This is a genomic window from Streptomyces sp. NPDC031100 (genome assembly GCF_055570785.1).
The window spans coordinates 627,936-643,218 of the sequence record NZ_JBVIGN010000003.1 but is presented as its reverse complement, the minus strand read 5'-3'; the positions used below and the strand labels follow the sequence as shown (position 1 = coordinate 643,218).

The following is a 15,283-nucleotide window of genomic DNA, read 5'->3' as shown; positions in this document are numbered from 1 at the left end:
CACATGCCATCCAGTACCCGGCACGGCCGAGGTGCGGCAGGGGTCGTCCTCTTCGTCCTCGCCGTCGTCCTCGGACTCGCCCACCCCGCCGCCCTCGCGGCCCCCCAGCCGTCGCCCCGTGCCACCGCCGTCTTCGACGTACGCGACTACGGTGCCAAGGGCGACGGATCCACCAACGACACCCCCGCCGTCGACAAGGCCATCACCGCGGCCAACGCGGCCGGCGGCGGGACGGTCCGCTTCCCGGCCGGCACGTACAAGTCCAAGAACACCATCCACATGAAGAGCAACGTGACGCTCCAGGTCGACAGGGGCGCCACGATCCAGGGCTCCGCCGCGGACACCTACGACCCGCCCGAGTCCAATCCGTACGACAGGTACCAGGACTACGGGCACAGCCACTTCCACAACGCGATGATCTACGGCGACCGGCTCACGAACATCGGCTTCACCGGCGCAGGAGTCATCGACGGAGCCGGCAACCTGATCACCGGCAACCCGAAGTCCGGCGAGGCCGACAAGATCATCTCGCTGACCCGCTGCGACGGACTGCGCCTCGGTGACGGCCTCACCCTGCGCCGCGGCGGCCACTTCGCGGCCCTGATCAACAGCTGCAAGAACGTCGCCTCGGACCATTTGACCATCGACACCGCGAGCGACCGCGACGGCTGGAACATCATCTCCACGACCGGTGTCACGGTGACAAACGCGAACATCAAGGCCAACGACGACGCCCTCGTCTTCAAGAGCGACTACGCCCTCGGCGCCAAGCTCCCCAACGGTCATGTCCGGGTGAGCGATTCCTCCCTCTCGGCCAGGTGCTGCAACGCCCTGATGTTCGGCTCCGAGACCTGCGGTGACTTCTCCGACTACCAGTTCGAGAAGATCCGCATCGAGGGCGCCGACAAGTCCGGCCTCGGTATGGTCTCCATGGACGGTGCGAAGATCTCCGACGTCCACTACCGCGACATCACCATGACCGGCGTCCACTCACCGATCATGCAGAAGATCGGCACCCGCAAGCGCTGCGGCAACAGCCCGGGCGTCGGCTCGATCAGCGACGTGACGTACGACAACATCACGGCCACCGGCAACACCCCCTCCTTCAGCCCGACCCTGTGGGGCGAGACCGGCCACCGGATCAGCCATGTCGCGTTCAACCACGTCGACATCACCGTGCCCGGCGGCAACGGCACCATGTCCACCGGCGTGCCGGGCAACGACCCGAAGGACTACAACCCGAAGGCCATCGGCACCCGTCCGGCCTACGGCTGGTACCTGCACAACGCGGACGACATCACCTTCACCGACAGCTCCGTGAAGTTCGCCGCGAACGACGGCCGTCCCGCGGTCATCGCCAACGCGGCGAGCGGCATCCGGTTCACCCGCTTCACGGCTCAGCGCGGCAGCAACTCCCCGCACGACGCCGGCTTCCAGAACGTCACCGACTACTGCCTGACCGACAGCCACACCCCCTCCGGCGGCGCCCTGCGGATCGCGTCCGACGGGTCCACGGAGAACTGCGGCGCGCCGGCCAGGCCCCTGGAGCTCGAGAACCCGCGCCAGGACTTCCTCCGCACCTCCGTCGGCGGCCTCTTCCTGCACTGGGGCCTGCGCACCGCCCCCGCCCACACCAGCTGCACCGCCTGGGAGAAGGACGTCACCGACGGGGGCTGGACGCCGGACTACTGGGTGAACGAAGCCCGCAAACTGCACACGCAGTACCTCGTCCTGGCCACATTCCACAGTCGCCTGGGCTACGCCCGCCCCTGGCCGTCGAAGATCCCCGGCTCCTGCTCGACCGAGCGGGACGTCCTCGGGGAGCTGATCACCGCCGCCAAGGCCCAGGGTATGAAGGTCATCCTCTACATGACCGACGACCCCCAGTGGCACGACGAGGGCGGCCACGAGTGGCTCGACTCGGCCGCGTACTCCGCCTACAAGGGCCGGCACGTCGACCTGACCACCCGCGACGGCTTCGGCCAGTTCAGCTACGACAACTTCTTCGAGGTCATGGACCGCTACCCCGACCTCGGCGGCTTCTGGATCGACAACGACAACGCGTACTGGGAGAGCCACGACCTCTACGCGCAGATCTATCAGAAGCGCCCGACCTACACCCTGAGCAACAACAACGAAGACACGCCGATCATGGACATGATCAGCAATGAGCAGAAGACGGGAATGACCCCGGCCTACGACTATCCCCAGGCCGTCTACACCGCCCAACCCCGGCTCACCGAGGCCGACTTCAAGCTGCCCTCGACCGGCGCCTGGTGGTACGACGGCTCGAACCCGTCCGTCGACCGCAAGCTCACCCTGGGCCGCCTGATCAGCAACGCGGGCTCCTCCGTGAAGGCGCTCATGGCCGAGACCGCCCAGGTCAACGGCAGGATCCCGGCGAACCAGGCCTCCTTCAACAGCTTCGCCGACTCCTACCTCGACCCCATCTGGGAGTCCCTGCACGGCACCGAGGGCGGCGGCTATATGTACGGCGGCCTCAAGCCCGGCTTCTGGAACGACGGCGCGCACGGCGTGACCACGATCAGCCGGACCGACCCGAACCGGCAGTACGTGCACGTCCTGACCCCACCGTCGACCGGCACCCTGCGCATCCGGGACATCGGCTACCGGATCGCGTCCGTCACCAACCTCCGTACAGGAGAGGCGGTTTCGTGGTCGCAGTCCGGTGGCGTACTCACGCTCAGCGGCCTCGGGAGCTGGGACCCGTACGACACCGTCTTCAAGGTCGTCACCGCCGGCCGCCAGGGAATCCTGTCGGGTGTCAGGGCGACCGCGAGCGCGTCGGCGAGCGGGCACGCCGGCAGTGCGGCCGCGGACGGCGACCACCTCACCTACTGGGACAACGACAAGACGCTCCCTGTCACCCTCACCTTCGATCTCGGCGCCGCGAAGAAGGTGCAGTACATCGGCCTCAACCAGCGCGAGGACTCCGTCGCCTACGCCCGCTCCGGCACCGAGCAGTCCGCCCGCATCAAGGACTACAAGGTGTTCCTGAGCGACGACGGCCGGACCTGGGGAAGCGCGGTGAAGACCGGGCAGCTCCCGAGTCGGCGCGGAATCCAGGGGATCGACCTGACGCCGGCCACCGCCCGCTCCGTACGCCTGGAGGTCGACAGCACCTGGGCCGCCTCGACCGACACCGCCCGCTACCGGCGGCTGCGGATCGACGAGGCGTGGATCGGCACGTCGTACGCCACACCGGCAGCCACCCCGAGCACCTCCTCCGACAACGGCCAGTCGCTCCGCCCCGCCATGGGCTGGAGCAGCTGGAGCTTCGTGCGCCGCCGGCCGACCGGGGCGAAGATCAGGGCGCAGGCCGACGCCCTGGTCTCCAGCGGCCTGAAGGACCATGGCTTCGTCCACGTCAACCTGGACGACTTCTGGCAGAAGTGCGACTCGAACGGCTTCGTCGTCGACTCCTACGGACGATGGACCGTCGACACCGACAAGTTCCCCGGCGGCATCAAGGCCCTGGCCGACTACGTCCACTCCAAGGGCCTGAAGTTCGGCTTCTACGTCACTCCCGGCATCGCGAAGAACGCCGTCACCAAGAACACCCCGATCGAGGGCACGCCATACCACGCGAAAGACATCGCGGACACCTCGAAGACGGAGAAGAACTACAACTGCAAGAACATGTACTCCATCGACTACTCCAAGCCGGGCGCGCAGGAGTTCGTCAACTCCTGGGCGCAGCAGTTCGCCTCCTGGGGTGTCGACTACCTGAAGATCGACGGCGTGGGCAGCCAGGACATTCCCGACGTCCAGGCCTGGGACAAGGCCCTGCGAGCCACCGGCCGGCCCCTCACCTTCGCCCTCTCCAACAACCTGCCCATCACGCACGCCTCCACCTGGCGGCAGCTGGCCAACAGCTGGCGCACCCAGGGCGACGTCGAGTGCTACTGCGGGCCGGGCCCGAGCGGCAGCGGCTACCCGCTGACCGACTGGAAGCACGTGTCCGCCCGCTTCACCTCGGCCGCCGACTGGCAGCCGTACGCCGGCCCCGGCGGCTGGAACGACCTGGACTCCCTGGAAATCGGCAACGGCGACCAGGCCGGACTCACCGCCGACCAGCGGCGCTCGCACTTCACCCTGTGGGCGATGGCGGCGGCACCCCTGCTGCTCGGCACCGACCTCACCCACCTCGACCCGGTCGACAGGGCGATGCTCACCAACGACCGGCTGGTCGGCGTCGACCAGGACGGAGTGGCCGCGAAGCGGCTGGTGAACAGTGGTGTCAAGCAGGTCTGGAGCAAACGGGAGGGCAGCGGCGCGTACGTGGTCGCGCTGTTCAACACCGGTACCTCCGGCAGTGCGACGGTCTCGGTGAACTGGTCGCAGGTGGGTTTCACCGGCTCCGGTGACGTCACGGACCTCTGGTCCGGCTCCCACAAGGGCGTGATCGCCGATTCGTACAGCGCGACGCTGCGGCCGGGCGAAACACGGCTGATCCGCGTGAACCCGGTCAACAGCTAGCCGAGGGGAACCACCATGCATCTCAAGAGAGTTCTGCCGTACGGCCTGGCCGCGGCCCTCGCGCTGCCCCTGGCCGGTCTGAGCGAGGGCACCGCCCTCGCGGCCACCGACTACCAGGCCGAGGACGCCCGGATCTCGCAGGGCAGCGTGGCCACCAACCACACCGGCTACACGGGCACCGGCTTCGTCGACTACACCAACGTCCGGGACTCCTCCGTGGAATTCACCGTGAGCGCGGCCGCCGCAGGCACCTCCTCGGTGACGTTCCGCTATGCCAACGGAACCTCCACCGACCGCCCCATGGACATCTCCGTGGGCGGCACGGTCGTCGCGTCCGGCGTCTCCTTCCCGGCCACCGCCGACTGGAACACCTGGGCGACCAAGGCGGTCGACGTCCCGCTCTCGGCGGGTACCAACACGATCCGCGCGACCGCCACCACCGCCAACGGCGGCCCCAACCTCGACCGCATCAGCCTCGCCGCCGCGGCCGACACCCAGGCCCCCACCCGCCCGGGTCAGCCGAGCTGCTCCGACATCGGCGAGAGCGGCCTGACCCTCGCCTGGGGCGTGTCCACCGACAACGTGGGCGTCACGGCGTACGACCTCTACGAGCACGGCAACAAGATCGGCGAGGCACCCGGGAGCGCGACCAGCAAGGCCCTGACCGGGCTCGCCCCCAACACCACCTACAACCTCACCGTCATCGCCCGCGACGCTGCCGGCAACACCTCGCCGGCCAGCCCCGTCGTCGACTGCACGACGAAGCCCAGCTCCGACAGCACCCCGCCGACCGCACCCGGCACCCTGACCACAGCCGACATCACGGCGAACACGGTCGACCTCGGCTGGGGCGCGTCGACCGACGACCGCGCCGTCGTCGCCTACGACATACGCAGCGGGACCACCGTCTACAAGACGGTCACCACCGGCACGTCCACCACGCTCACGGGTCTCGCCTGCAACAGCCCGTACTCCCTGGACGTCGTCGCCCGCGACGCCGCCGGCAACGTCTCAGCGCCCAGCAACACGGTCACCTTCACCACCAAAGCCTGCGCCACCGACGGCGGCGTCCCCTCCTCCATCGCCACGCTCTCCACCGGCTGGACCATCCCCTGGGGCACCTACTGGATGCCCGACGGCCAGTCGGCGCTGGTCACCGAGCGGGACGACTTCCGGGTCTGGAAGCTGACCAGGAGCGGCACCAAAACGCAGGTGGGAACCGTTCCCAACGCCGTCACCACCAACGGCGAGGGCGGTCTGCTCGGGGTGGCCGTCGACCCGAAGTGGGACACCGACCACTACGTCTACTTCATGCACACCGCGTCCGAGGGCAACCGGGTCGTCCGCATGACGTACGACGGCACCAAGCTCACCGACTACAAGGTGCTGCTCCAGGGCATCAAGAAGAACCGCTACCACAACGGCGGCCGCCTCGCCTTCGGCCCCGACGGCTACCTCTACGTCTCCACCGGCGAGGCCCAGACGCCCGACCTCGCGCAGGACAAGAACTCCCTCAACGGCAAGATCCTGCGCATGACGACCGACGGCAAGCCGGCTCCCGGCAATCCGTTCGGCAACTATGTCTACTCCCTGGGCCACCGCAATCCGCAGGGCCTCGCCTTCGACCGCAACGGGCGCCTGTGGGAGGCCGAGTTCGGCAACAGCTCCAAGGACGAGCTGAACCTCGTCAAGCCCGGCGCCAACTACGGCTGGCCCACCTGCGAAGGCAACTGCAGCGTCTCCGGGATGACCAACCCCAAGGCCACCTGGAACGTCTCCGAGGCCTCGCCCAGCGGCATCGCCATCGTCCGCAACGTCATCTACCTGGCCTCCCTGCGCGGCGAACGGCTGTGGCGCATCCCGATCAGCGGGGACACCGAGAAGGTCGGCACCCCGACCGCGTACTACGTCGGCACCTACGGCCGGCTGCGCACCGTCACCAAGGTGCCGGGCGCCGACCAGCTGTGGCTGTCCACCACCAACTGCGACAACAACGGAGGAGCGGCGGACGGATCCGACAAGATCTTCAAGGTGACCATCGGCTGACAAGGCGTCAGGCCCGGTAGAGGGCCTCGACCTCGGTCTCGTACGCCTTCTCGATCGCCTTCCGCTTCAGCTTCAACGACGGTGTCAGCAGGCCGTGTTCCTCGGTGAACGGCTGCGCCAGGATGCGGAAGGTGCGGATGGACTCGGCCTGCGAGACGAGGGTGTTGGCGGCGACGACCGCCCGCCGCACCTCCGTCTCCAGGTCCGGGTCCCGCACCAGCTGGACCGGCGTCAGCTGCGGCTTGCCGCGCATCTGCAGCCAGTGCTCCACCGCCTCCTGGTCCAGGGTGACCAGGGCGGCGATGTAGGGGCGGTCGTTGCCGACGACGATGCACTGGTTGACCAGCGGATGGTCGCGGACCCGCTCCTCCAGGACCCCGGGGGAGACGCTCTTGCCGCCGGAGGTCACCAGGATCTCCTTCTTGCGGCCGGTGATGGTCAGATAGCCGTCCTCGTCGAGGGAACCGAGGTCACCGGTGGCGAGCCAGCCGTCGTGCAGGGTCTCGTCGGTGGCCTTCTGGTTGTTCAGGTAGCCCTGGAAGACGTTCCCGCCGTGCAGCCAGATCTCCCCGTCGTCCGCGATGTGCACGGTGACGCCCGGGATCGCCTGGCCGACGGTGCCGTAGCGGGTGCGCTCGGGCGGGTTCGCGGTGGCCGCCGCCGTCGACTCGGTCAGGCCGTAGCCCTCGTAGATCTGCACGCCCGCGCCCGCGAAGAACAGCCCCAGCCTGCGGTCCATCGCCGAACCACCGGACATCGCGTTCCGGATCCGCCCGCCCATCGCCGTGCGGACCTTCGCGTACACGAGCTTGTCGAACAGCTGGTGCTGCATCCTCAGGGCCGCCGACGGGCCCGGACCGGTGCCCCAGGCCTTGGCCTCGACGGCGTCGGCGTACCGCACGGCGACCTCGACCGCCTTCTCGAACGGCCCCGCCTTGCCGTCCTTCTCCGCCTTGCGCCGGGCCGCGTTGAACACCTTCTCGAAGATGTACGGCACCGCGAGGATGAACGTCGGCCGGAACGCGGCCAGGTCCGGCAGCAGCGCGGCCGCGTGCAGCTGCGGCTGGTGGCCGAAACGGACCCGGCCGCGGATCGCGGCGACCTCCACCATCCGCCCGAAGACGTGCGCCAACGGCAGGAAGAGCAGCGTGGAGGCCTCGTCGCCCTTCTTGGAGTGGAACACCGGCTCCCACCGCTCGATGACGGTGTCCGCCTCGTACATGAAGTTCCCGTGCGAGATCACACAGCCCTTGGGGCGGCCGGTCGTGCCCGAGGTGTAGATGATCGTGGCGACCGAGTCCGGGGTGACCGCCTGCCGGTGCCGGTGCACCACCTCGTCGTCCAGATGCGCGCCGGCGTCGTACAGCTCCTGCACACAGCCCGCGTCCAGCTGCCACAGCTGCCGCAGCTGCGGGAGCCGGTCGATGACGGTGGCGATGGTCATCGCGTGGTCCTCGTGCTCCACGATCGCGGCCGACACCTCGGCGTCGTAGAGCGTCCAGAAGCACTGCTCGGCCGAGGAGGTCGGGTAGATCGGCACCACCTGGGCGCCGATCGTCCACAGCGCGAAGTCGAACAGGGTCCACTCGTAGCGGGTGCGGGACATGATCGCGACCCGGTCGCCGAACCGGACGCCGCGGGCGAGGAGCCCCTTGGCCAGGGCGAGGACCTCGTCGCGGAACTCGGCGGAGGTCACGTCCCGCCACTGTCCCGACTCGTCCTTGCGGCCCAGCGCGACATGCAGAGGGTCGGTCCGGGCATGCTCGAAGACGACATCGGCCAGACCGCCCACCGGCGGTGCCGACGCCAACGGAGGGGTGGTGAACTCGCGCAAACCCTCGCTCCCCGTTCCTCGCTCATCGGTCACGCCCATGTGATGCCGCTCAGCGCCGTGAAAGCTACCCCACCCGTTCGCCGTTCGGGAGGGGTAAGGAAACCCAGCAAACGGCACCTTCTGCCCGGACGACGACCGGAAAATACCCTCACATGGGGAAGGGCCGGACACAATACTGACGGGTCAGTAAGTTTCGGTGCCGTAATCTCCACCGAATCTGTACGACCCGATTACGGCCAGGGCGGCCCCATAAAGCGCCGGGACCGCCCTGTGACCGCACCGTCCGCACCGGCGCGGAGGCGTCATCCGCGCTCAGGCACCGCCGCCTCCTGCCGCACCGCACCGGCCGGGGCCCCTGCCGCCGGCGGTGGTGTCCGGACCAGTATCAGCACCAGGGCACCCGCCGCGATCCCCGCCAGGCCCGCGGCGACCAGCGCGCCGTTCAGACCCGAGGCGAACGCGGCGCGCAGCGCGTGCTCCGGGACGCTGCCGCGCAGGGCCGCCGCGCCGCCGCCGGCCAGCGTGTGGGCCGCGCCGTGCGGAAGTGGGCCGGTCATCCGGGACGTCAGGACGGTCCCGAACACCGCGACCCCCAGCGCGTACCCCAGCTGCCGGACCGTGTTCACCGCACCGCCCGCCATCCCGGACCGCTCCTGCGGCACCGACGCCAGCGCGGCCCCGGCCACGGTCGGCGACACGAACCCGGTGCCGACGCCCACCAGGACGAACCCCGGCACCAGCGCCGCCCAGCCGGAGCCCGCGTCCAGCACCGCCTGGCAGATGTTCCCCGAGCCGATCAGCAGCAGCCCGCCGCCGATCGTCAGCCGCGCCGGCACACCGTGCAGCAGCCGCCCCACCAGCACGGCCACGATCATCGCCGCCACCGTCAGCGGCAGCAGCGTCAGCCCGCCCCGCACCGGACTCATGCCCAGCAGCGTCTGCATCCAGATCGACCCGTACGGCGTCACTCCGAACGCCACCCCGTTGAACGCGAACGCCCCCGCCATCACCCCCACGAACGCGGGCTTGCGCAGCAGCCCGAGGTCGAGCAGCGGATGCGCCGCCCGCCGCTCCACCAGCACGAACACCACCAGCGCCAGCGCCGCGCAGGCGAACGCCGTGAGCGCCCCGGGAGCCATCCAGCCGTCCTCCCCGGCCCGCACCACCGCGTACGTCACCCCGCCCGCGAAAGCGGCGAAGGCCGCCGTACCCGACCAGTCGACGCGCATCCCGCGCAGCCCCTTCGACTCCGGCACCATGCGCAGCGTCAGCCACACCTCGACCACGCTCACCGGCAGATTCACGAAGAAGATCCACCGCCAGCCCGGCCCCTCGGTGAGCAGACCGCCCAGCACCGGGCCGACCGCCGCGGCCCCGCCGCTCACCGCGCCCCACACCCCGAGCGCCACCGACCGCCGCTGCCCCTGGTAGACCGAGGCAAGCAACGGCAACGTCGTCGCGAACATCGCCGCCGCCCCCACCGCCTGCACCACACGCGCGGCCACCAGCACACCAGGCCCCGACGCCAGCCCGCACAGCAGCGACGCCACCGCGAACAGCACCACACCCGCCACATGCACCCGGCGCCGCCCCAGCACGTCAGCGGCCGCCCCCACACCCAGCAGCAGTGCCGCCAGCGCCAGCGCGTAGGCGTCGACCACCCACTGCAGATCGCTCAGCGACGCGTGCAGCGCCCCGGCCATGTCCGGCAGCGCCACCACCACGATCGTCACGTCCAGCAGCAACATGAACGTGCCCAGGCACACGGCCGTGAGCGTCCCCCATGTACGCATGTCCTCAACTCCCTGTACGACGGCTGCGTATCGCTCCGTACGATGCGTAGGGCGCGGCCGATCAACCCGGAACGGGCCGCCACGGCGACGAAATCCGATGGGGGAGCGCATGCTGACGATGGAATCCGACACCTTCGACCATCTCGACCTCCAGCTGCTGTCCGCCCTGCAGATCGACGGCCGGGCCTCCTTCAGCCGGATCGGGCAGGTGCTCGGCGTCTCCGACCAGACCATCGCGCGCCGCTTCCGCCGGCTGACCGCCGAGGGCGGCCTGCGGGTCGTGGCGCTGCGCGACGCCGAGGCCCTCGGCCAGGACCAGTGGCTGCTCCGCCTGCGCTGCGCCCCCGACGCCGCGGCCGTCATCGCCGACGCGCTCGCCAAGCGACCCGACACGTACTGGATCGGCCTGGCCGCAGGCGGCACCGAGGTCCTCTGCATGACCCGGCCGCGCAGCCCCGGCGACCACGACGACCTCCTCCTCGGCAAGCTGCCGCGCACCCCCAGCGTGGTGGAGATCCGCGCCCAGCAGCTGCTGCACCGGTTCTACGGCGGACCCACCGGCTGGCTGTCCAAGTTCCGGGCGCTCAGCGACGACCAGATCGCCACCCTGCGCCCCGATCCCGTGGCACCGGCCGGACCGTCCCGCATCGACCCGGAGGACGAGCCGCTCCTCGCCGTCCTGCACCGCGACGGCCGGGCCACCTACCCGGAACTGCAGCGCGCCACCGGCCGCTCCGAGTCCACGGTCAAACGCCGCCTCGCCGCACTGCTCGCCTCCGGCGCGGTGTACATCGACGTCGAGTACAACCTGGAGATCCTGGGCCACCCCCGGTCGGCCGTCCTGTGGATCACCACCGCCCCCGCCGCCCTGCACACCGTCGGCGAAGCCCTCGCGACCCACGACGAGATCGTCTTCGCCTCCGCCACCGCCGGCCCGTCCCACATCGTCGCCACCGCGGTCGTCCCCGACACCGCGAGCCTGTACGCCTACCTGAGCGGGCCCCTCGGCCGACTGGCGGGCGTGCAGCACGTGGAGACCACGCCGTTCCTGCGCCGAGTCAAGCAGCTGACGTATCAGCGCCCGCCGCGCTGACCTCGGTGCAACCGGTCCCCGCCCGCCAGGACCGCCGCCGCCAACGCGTTCGCAGCCCCCTCCGCCGCGCCCCGCCGCCGGCCGTGCACCAGCACGAAGTCGACCTTGCCCAGCTCCGGCAGGCCCGCGCGGTCCGGCACCCGGAACAGGCCCGGCGGGATCAGCCGCCGTGAGTGGGCCATCACGCCGAGCCCGGCCCGGGCGGCCGCGATCAGGCCGTTGAGGCTGCCGCTGGTGCACGCGATCCGCCACTCCCGCCCCTGCTCCTCCAGCACCTCCAGGGCACGGGCGCGGGTGATGCCGGGCGGGGGATAGGCGATCAGCGGGACCGGCCGGTCGGGATCCAGACGCAGGTGCTCGGAGCCGATCCACACCAGGTCGTCACGCCACACCAGCTCGCCCCGCGGGTCCTGGGGGCGCCGCTTGGCCAGCACCAGGTCGAGCTTCCCGGCCGCCAGCTGCTCGTGCAGCGTGCCCGACAGCTCCACCGTCAGTTCCAGATCGACCTCCGGATGGTCGTGCCGGAAGCCCTCCAGGATCTCCGGCAGGCGGGTGAGGACGAAGTCCTCCGAGGCGCCGAAGCGCAGCCGGCCCCGCACCCGGGTGCCCGTGAAGAACGCCGTCGCCTGCTCGTGCACCTCCAGCAGCCGGCGGGCGAAGCCCAGCATGGCCTCGCCGTCCTCGGTCAGCTCCACGGAGTGGGTGTCCCGGGAGAACAGCTGACGGCCCGCGGCGTCCTCCAGCCGGCGCACATGCTGGCTGACCGTGGACTGGCGCAGCCCGAGCCGCCGGGCGGCCTGCGTGAAGCTGAGCGTCTGCGCCACCGCCAGGAACGTCCGCAGGTGGGTGGGGTCGTACACAACGCCAGCGTACCGCTGGTCATCACGGATTGCGATGGCAGTCAGAGTGGTATGCGGGATTCCCGATCGGCCCGGGCAGGAGGACGATGGAGAGGGGTCCTCCGGGCTCCTGCACCGACCTGACGAACAGCAAGTGGAGCACCGTGAAACGCCTGCGCTGGCCGAGCTGGATGCCGATCGACCCGTACATCGTGCTGTTGCTCTGCACGGTGGGCCTCGCGGCGCTCCTCCCGGCCCGGGGCACCGGCGCCGACGTGGCCTCCGGGGCCTCCACGGCCGCGATCGCCTTCCTCTTCTTCCTCTACGGTGCCCGGCTCTCCACCCGCGAGGCACTGGACGGCCTCAGGCACTGGCGGCTCCACGTCACCGTCCTGGCCTGCACCTTCGTCATCTTCCCGGTCCTCGGCGTCGCCGCACGCGGCCTGGTGCCGGTGGTGCTGACCCAGCCGCTGTACCAGGGGTTGCTGTTCCTCACCCTGGTGCCGTCCACCATCCAGTCGTCGATCGCGTTCACCTCGATCGCCCGGGGAAACGTGCCTGCCGCCATCTGCGCGGGCTCGTTCTCCTCCCTGGTCGGCATCGTCGTCACGCCGCTGCTGGCGGCCGGACTGCTGGGCGGCGACGGCGGCGGGTTCTCCGCCGACTCCCTGGTGAAGATCGTGCTCCAGCTGCTGGTGCCGTTCCTCGCCGGCCAGGTGCTGCGTCACTGCGGAGTCAAAAGGGGCCGCGCGGAGCGCGTCGAGCAGGGTGGTGGCGGGCGACGGGCGGGCGGCTTCGTGGCCCGGCACAAGAAGGTCCTCGGCCTGGTCGACCGCGGCTCGATCCTGCTGGTCGTCTACACCGCGTTCAGTGAGGGCATGACCCGGGGCATCTGGCACCAGGTCAGCCCCGTCCGGCTGGCCGCGCTGCTCGGCGTCGAGGCCGTCCTGCTGGCCGTCATGCTGGTCCTGACCTGGTACGGCGCCAGGGCGCTCGGCTTCGGCCGGGAGGACCGGATCGCCGTCCAGTTCGCCGGATCGAAGAAGTCCCTGGCCGCCGGGCTGCCCATGGCGAGCGTCCTGTTCGGCGCCCATGCCTCCCTGGCCGTGCTGCCGCTGATGCTCTTCCACCAGATGCAGCTGATGGTCTGCGCGGTCATCGCCAAGCGGCGCTCCCACGACCTGGACGAGCCCACCGAGCGGACAGGCGACTCAACCGCTCACGTGGTCCAGGGGCAGCCACAGCAGCGTGTCCTTCGGTGACCGCAGCACCTTCGGGTCGGACAGCTCCGCGTCGGTCAGGGCGCGGTCCCAGACGTGGACCTCGTCGATCGCGCCGGTGAAGAAGGCCCGGCTGTCCATGCGCTGACCGAGGTGCACGCCGAAGGGGGAGTTGCGGCTGACGGAACCCGGCACATCGGCGACGGTGGACTGCGCACCGTCCACGGACAGCACAAGCCCGTCGGCGCTCCGGCGCAGCACCAGGTGGTGCCACTGGCCGTCGTTGTACGCCGTAGCCGTGCGCACGTAGGCGGTCTGCGGGGCGGCCGCGCCGTTGCGCACGGTGATCAGGCCCTGCACACGGTTGTTCGCCGGCTCGCCGCGCACCCACACCTGCGGCTGGCTGGTGCCGATACCGCCCATCCACAGCAGCGGCTGCTCCCCGGCCGTGGCCGTGTACCGGAACCACAGGGACGCGGTGAAGTCCCCGCTGCCGAGCGGCAGCTCGGGGCGGTACGGCAGGCGTACGGCGTCGTCGGTGCCGTCGAACTCCAGCGCGCCGCCGAACACACCGTCCGTCTCCTCGGCGTCGCCGAGCACCGCGGCCGGGCGGGCACGCGGGGCGAGGTCGGCGGTGCGCGGGTCGGGGCCGCGGCGCGGGGCGAGCCAGTCCTCGGTGAAGCGGGCGAAACGGATCTCGTCGCGCGCGTCGACCGCACCGCCCTCGTACATCAGGCCGACCGTGTCGCGATCGGCACGCACCAGGTCCGAGTAGCCGGACCAGTCCCTGGTGACGACCGTGCCGCGGTCCACGCTGTCCCAGGTGCGGCCGCCGTCGTAGGAGGACCGGATCATCATCGTGCGGCGCCGGTCGGGGTCGGCGGGGCAGGACAGCAGGATGCGGTCGCCGAGGCGCAGCATCGAGCCCTGCACCTGCGGGGTGTAGAGGTCCGGCAGGTCGCGGAAGGGCGCGGTGAAGCTTCCGCCGCCGTCACGGCTGACGGTCTGGGTGCGGTGGCCGAGGTCGGTGCCGTCCTGCTCCCGGCCGCTGACCAGAATCGAGCCGTCCGTGCGTTCGGCCAGGGTGAGTTCGGAGGGCTTCTGCCGGAAGGTGCCGTCGGCGGCGATCGGCCAGGTGTCGGTGGCGCCGATCCGCCAGTGGCCGCCGTGGTCGTCGCTGACGATGAGCGCGGCATGGTTGGCGCTGACCCGGCTGCCGTCCCACGTCTCGGTGTTGACGCCGAAGACCAGCCGGCCGGCGTACCGGCCGCGGGTGAGCTGGATGCCGTGCACGGGGCCGGTCGCGTACCAGGAGTTCCAGTCGGCGGGCAGGATCTCGGGGCTCAGATCGCGCGGCTCGGACCAGGTCAGTCCGTCGTCGTCGCTGAACTGCAGATGCGGGGTGCGGTCGCAGGGGATCGAGCAACTGGCGCTGTCCGTACGCCCCGTGTTGTACGTCTCGGCCAGCCAGATCCGGCCGGTGTCGCGGTCCACGATCGGCGCCGGGTTGCCGTGGGTGTCGCCCGCGCCTTCGTTGACCACCTGCAGGGGGCCCCAGGTGCGCCCGCCGTCCGTGGAGCGCTTGACCACGATGTCGATGTCGGCCGCGTCCCCGCAGTTGAGGACCCGGCCCTCGGCGAACGCCAGCAGCGTGCCGTCGGTCGTCCGCACGATCGCGGGGATGCGGAAGCAGGCGTAGCCGGGGTCCTGGGAGGCCTTGAAGAGGACCTGCTGCTCGAACTCCGGGTCATCAGCGGCTGGTTGGGCGTGAGCGGGGTGCGGGGAGACGAGTGACAGTACGAGCAGCGCCGCTGCCGTGAGGGCGGTGGACAGTGCGGATCTGAGACGGACGCGAAGACCTGACGGCATGGTGAGACCTGCCCTTCGTCGGCCGGACATCCGGACATCCGGACGTCCCACGTCCAACGTCCGTCCCATCGAAGGTAGTTGGGGCCCGG

Annotated in this window: 8 protein-coding genes; 4 read left to right on the top strand and 4 right to left on the bottom strand. The window is 70.4% G+C overall.

The genetic code is table 11. The features are described 5' to 3' along the window. The first annotated feature begins 3 nt into the window (after positions 1-3). Complete coding sequence (locus ACZ5DS_RS10800) at positions 4-4,500, top strand: glycosyl hydrolase family 28 protein (RefSeq protein WP_468235905.1); 4,497 nt, start codon at positions 4-6, stop codon at positions 4,498-4,500. A 15-nt stretch (positions 4,501-4,515) separates the two neighbouring features. Beyond that, positions 4,516-6,546, top strand: a complete 2,031-nt coding sequence (locus ACZ5DS_RS10795) for a PQQ-dependent sugar dehydrogenase (protein WP_468235903.1) — start codon at positions 4,516-4,518, stop codon at positions 6,544-6,546. A gap of 7 nt (positions 6,547-6,553) precedes the next feature. On the opposite strand, the gene ACZ5DS_RS10790 is transcribed toward ACZ5DS_RS10795, so the two are convergent. After that, positions 6,554-8,380 carry an AMP-dependent synthetase/ligase gene (locus ACZ5DS_RS10790; protein WP_468235901.1) on the bottom strand — a complete coding sequence of 609 codons (1,827 nt, stop codon included), beginning with the start codon at positions 8,378-8,380 and terminating at the stop codon, positions 6,554-6,556. Positions 8,381-8,682: 302 nt separating this feature from the next. After that, complete coding sequence (locus tag ACZ5DS_RS10785; protein ID WP_468235899.1) at positions 8,683-10,173, bottom strand: MFS transporter; 1,491 nt, start codon at positions 10,171-10,173, stop codon at positions 8,683-8,685. Positions 10,174-10,282: 109 nt separating this feature from the next. Between ACZ5DS_RS10785 and ACZ5DS_RS10780 the strand changes: the two genes are divergently transcribed. After that, the gene (locus tag ACZ5DS_RS10780) at positions 10,283-11,266 is read left to right on the top strand and encodes an Lrp/AsnC family transcriptional regulator (protein WP_468235897.1); all 984 of its coding nucleotides are present in this window, start codon (positions 10,283-10,285) and stop codon (positions 11,264-11,266) included. Here the strand turns inward: ACZ5DS_RS10780 and ACZ5DS_RS10775 are convergent. Further along, positions 11,248-12,126: a LysR substrate-binding domain-containing protein gene (locus ACZ5DS_RS10775; RefSeq protein ID WP_468235895.1), complete on the bottom strand. Its 879-nt coding sequence runs from the start codon at positions 12,124-12,126 to the stop codon at positions 11,248-11,250. The genes ACZ5DS_RS10780 and ACZ5DS_RS10775 overlap by 19 nt on opposite strands. 86 nt (positions 12,127-12,212) lie before the next feature. On the opposite strand from ACZ5DS_RS10775, the gene ACZ5DS_RS10770 reads away from it, so the two are divergent. After that, a complete protein-coding gene (locus tag ACZ5DS_RS10770) occupies positions 12,213-13,367 on the top strand; it encodes a bile acid:sodium symporter family protein (protein ID WP_468235893.1) in 1,155 nt (384 codons plus the stop codon). Here the strand turns inward: ACZ5DS_RS10770 and ACZ5DS_RS10765 are convergent. Beyond that, positions 13,317-15,194: an exo-alpha-sialidase gene (locus ACZ5DS_RS10765; RefSeq protein ID WP_468235891.1), complete on the bottom strand. Its 1,878-nt coding sequence runs from the start codon at positions 15,192-15,194 to the stop codon at positions 13,317-13,319. The two genes, ACZ5DS_RS10770 and ACZ5DS_RS10765, sit on opposite strands and share 51 nt — an antisense overlap. Between the last annotated feature and the right edge of the window lie 89 nt (positions 15,195-15,283).

What these genes read in the sequence shown, in the direction of transcription:
- ACZ5DS_RS10800 (WP_468235905.1), top strand. Translation starts at nt 4, where the DNA reads ATGCCATCCAGTACCCGGCACGGCCGAGGTGCGGCAGGGGTCGTCCTC.
- ACZ5DS_RS10765 (WP_468235891.1), bottom strand. Translation starts at nt 15,194, where the DNA reads ATGCCGTCAGGTCTTCGCGTCCGTCTCAGATCCGCACTGTCCACCGCC.
- ACZ5DS_RS10780 (WP_468235897.1), top strand. Translation starts at nt 10,283, where the DNA reads ATGCTGACGATGGAATCCGACACCTTCGACCATCTCGACCTCCAGCTG.
- ACZ5DS_RS10770 (WP_468235893.1), top strand. Translation starts at nt 12,213, where the DNA reads ATGGAGAGGGGTCCTCCGGGCTCCTGCACCGACCTGACGAACAGCAAG.
- ACZ5DS_RS10785 (WP_468235899.1), bottom strand. Translation starts at nt 10,173, where the DNA reads ATGCGTACATGGGGGACGCTCACGGCCGTGTGCCTGGGCACGTTCATG.
- ACZ5DS_RS10795 (WP_468235903.1), top strand. Translation starts at nt 4,516, where the DNA reads ATGCATCTCAAGAGAGTTCTGCCGTACGGCCTGGCCGCGGCCCTCGCG.